This window comes from Mesorhizobium sp. M2A.F.Ca.ET.042.01.1.1, from assembly GCF_003997405.1.
GTDB lineage: Bacteria > Pseudomonadota > Alphaproteobacteria > Rhizobiales > Rhizobiaceae > Mesorhizobium.
In genome coordinates, this window is the sequence record NZ_RZRX01000428.1 from 1 (window position 1) to 3,145 (window position 3,145).

A 3,145-nucleotide genomic window follows, 5' to 3' on the forward strand; every position below is an offset into this window, starting at 1 on the left:
CGCGGGCGCGATGCTGCCGGCAGCATCGCGCCCGCGCACTGGGACGCGGTCAAGGCCGCCTTTGCCGAGCGCGTGCTCGACATCATCGAGAGCTATGCGCCGGGATTGCGACAGAAAATCCTTGGCCGCGCGATCTTCTCGCCGCTCGATCTCGAACGCGAAAACCCGAACCTCGTCGGCGGCGACCAGATCTGCGGCAGTCACCATCTCGCGCAGAATTTTCTCTTCCGCCCGGCGCGCGGCTTCGCGCGCTGGAACACGCCCGTCGCCAACCTGTACCTCACCGGAGCCGCGACATGGCCCGGCGCCGGCACGGGCGCGGCCTCCGGCTTCATGCTCGCCCAACAGCTGGGAGGAAACTAGAATTCCAGGACGGGAAGCGCGCGGTTGCCCGGGTGCCTGAACAGACGATGACGCCGCGCAAATTAAAGACAACCAACAAGGGGAACGACCATGACCATCAACAGACGCGACTTGCTTGGATATGGCGCCGCCGCGATCGGCGCGGCGACGCTTGGCCTGCCGAGGGCGGCCAAGGCGGCCGACGAGCTCACCATCGCCTACAATGTCAACCTGCCCTCCTGGGATCCGACGACCGGCCCGTCGGCGGTAAATCCGACGATCCAGGGCCTCTACCAGTCGGTGTTCGACCAGATCATCGGCCAGAAGCCGGACCTCTCCTTCACGCCAGGACTGCTCACCGAATGGGGCTGGAACGACGACCGCACCAAGGTGATGATGACGGTGCGCGAAGGCGTCAAATGGCATGACGGCTCGCCCTTCACGCCGGAAGACGTCGTGTGGTCGCTGACCCGCGCCGGCGACGAGAAGACCGGCAACCCGATCCAGTTCGTCTGGAAGAACGTCAACAATTTCAAGATCGACGGCAACAAGATCACCGGCGACGTCGTGCAGTTCGACCCGGTCTATTTCAAGTGGATGTCGTTCCTGACCGGCTACATCCTCCCGAAAGCCTATTACGAGAAGGTCGGGGCCGAAGGCTTCGAGAAGGCGCCGATCGGCACTGGGCCGTATATGGTCGACAAGTTCGAGCGCAACGCCTTCCTGCGGCTGAAGGCCAATCCACATTATTGGGGCACGAAGCCGGCTTTCGAGAATGTGACGATCAAGTTCGTCACGGACGCGGCGAGCCGCGTCGCCGAGATCGAGTCCGGCTCCTCGCAGGTGACGCTCGAAATCCCCTATGAGGAGTACGACCGGCTGATCGCCAAGGACGGGCTTGCCGGCTCGATCAAGAACGTCTCCGACATCGGCATGATCTTCTTCAACGACATCGAGGCGATGCTGGATAAGAACGTCCGCCAGGCGGCCGTGATGGCGGTCGACAAGGAACTCCTGGTCAAGCGCCTGCTGCGCGGCTACGGCCAGCCGATCGCGACGCTGGAGACGCCGGAATACACGGCCTTCGATCCCTCGATCAAGGTTGAGCACAACCCGGAGAAAGCCAAGGAGTTGCTCGCCGCCTCGGGCTATTCGACCAAGAAGCCGGTCAAGTTCACCATCCAGACCACCAAAGGCTTCAAGCCCAAGGACTATGAGATGATCCAGGCGATCGTCGGCATGTGGCGCAAGGTCGGCATCGAGGCCAAGATCGAGGTCTATGAGATCGCCAAACATTACGAGCTGCGCGCCGCCGACAAGCTGGCGCCGGCCGCCTTCTACAATTGGGGCAACTCCATCGGCGACCCGACCACCTCGACCGGTTTCGCCATGTACGGTCCAAGCCCGCATTCGGTGTGGGACAGCAAGGACCTGATCGACATGATCAACCCGCTCTGGGGCGAGAAGGACGAGGCCAAGCGCATAGCCGGCTGGAAGGCGGTCGACAAATACATCGCCGAGCAGGCCTATGTGCTGCCGCTGATCCAGTATGCGCAGCCGATCGTGCATTCGAAGAAGGTCAATGTCGTGCAGCACGTGTCCGGCGCGCTGTTGCCGGCGCTGATGACCCCGGCCGCCTGATCGAAATGAGGAGGCGCGGTAGCGTGCCTCCTTCAACGACGCAGCCCCCTCATCCGGCCCTTCGGGCCACCTTCTCCCCCAGGGGAGAAGAGGTCGCCGACGGCTGAGCCAGCCTCGTCTCCCCACCGGGGAGAATGTGGCCGCGAAGCGGCCGGATGAGGGGGAGTCCGCTCAGAGTGATTACGCACGCATGCTGCTACAGAGATTCCTCGTTCGTCTGTTGACGATGCTGGTGACGCTGTTTGGCGTCGCCATCGTCGTCTTCGTCGTCATCCGCATCGCGCCCGGCGACCCGATCGCCATGATGCTGCCGCCCGGCGCCAGCGATGACGACATCGCCCGGCTGCGCGCGCTCTACGGGCTCGACAAGTCAATCGTGCAGCAATTCTTCATCTGGCTCGGCGGCGTGCTGCATGGCGATTTCGGCACCTCGATCTCGCTGCGCCAGGACGTGCTCGGCCTGGTCTTCGACCGGCTGCCGGCGACGCTGGAGCTGGCGACTGTGGCGCTGCTGATGGCGATCGCGCTCGGCGCCACCGCCGCGATCCTCGGCGCGCGCTCGCGCGGCACGGCCATCGAGGCCGGCATCGACATCGCCAGCGGCGCGACGCTCTCCATTCCCGATTTCCTGTGGGGCCTGGTGCTGATCCTTTTGTTCGGCGTGCTGGTGCCGGTGTTCGACATTTCCGGCCGGGTGTCGCCGCAGCTCGACCTGCCTTTCGTGACCCAGTTCTATCTTGTCGAGAGCATTCTCAGGCTGCGTTTCGACCTCACCTGGGACCTGCTGAAACACATGCTGATGCCGGCCGTGGCCTTGGCGCTGCCGCTGGCGGCGATCATCGCGCAGTTGCTCAAACAGTCGCTGAAGGAAGTGCTCGACCTCGACTATGTCGTGCTTGCGCGTGTGAAGGGTTTTTCCGAGACGCAGGTCATCCTGCGCGAGGCGCTGAAGAACGCGGCCCTGCCGACGCTGACGCTGGTCGGCGTGCAATTCACCTTCCTCATCGGCGGCACCGTCATCGTCGAGCGGCTGTTTTCCTATGAGGGCCTCGGCAACATGGCGATCGACGCCGTCATCAACCGCGACCTGCCGCTGATCCAGGGCATCGTCCTGGTCTTCGCGCTGCTCTTCGTGCTGATCAACCTCGCCGTCGACATGGTG

Annotated in this window: 2 protein-coding genes and 1 pseudogene; all 3 read left to right on the top strand. The window is 63.7% G+C overall.

The features are described 5' to 3' along the window. Nucleotides 1–363: pseudogene (locus tag EOA23_RS33115) on the top strand (NAD(P)/FAD-dependent oxidoreductase); the annotation flags it as partial. A gap of 90 nt (nucleotides 364–453) precedes the next feature. After that, nucleotides 454–1,983 carry an ABC transporter substrate-binding protein gene (locus EOA23_RS33120; protein WP_127307160.1) on the top strand — a complete coding sequence of 510 codons (1,530 nt, stop codon included), beginning with the start codon at nucleotides 454–456 and terminating at the stop codon, nucleotides 1,981–1,983. A 190-nt stretch (nucleotides 1,984–2,173) separates the two neighbouring features. Next, the coding region (locus tag EOA23_RS33125; protein WP_145966566.1) for an ABC transporter permease at nucleotides 2,174–3,145 on the top strand (972 nt) is incomplete at its 3' end.

Coding starts and splice junctions, on each gene's coding strand:
- EOA23_RS33120 (WP_127307160.1), top strand. CDS start 454: ATGACCATCAACAGACGCGACTTGCTTGGATATGGCGCCGCCGCGATC.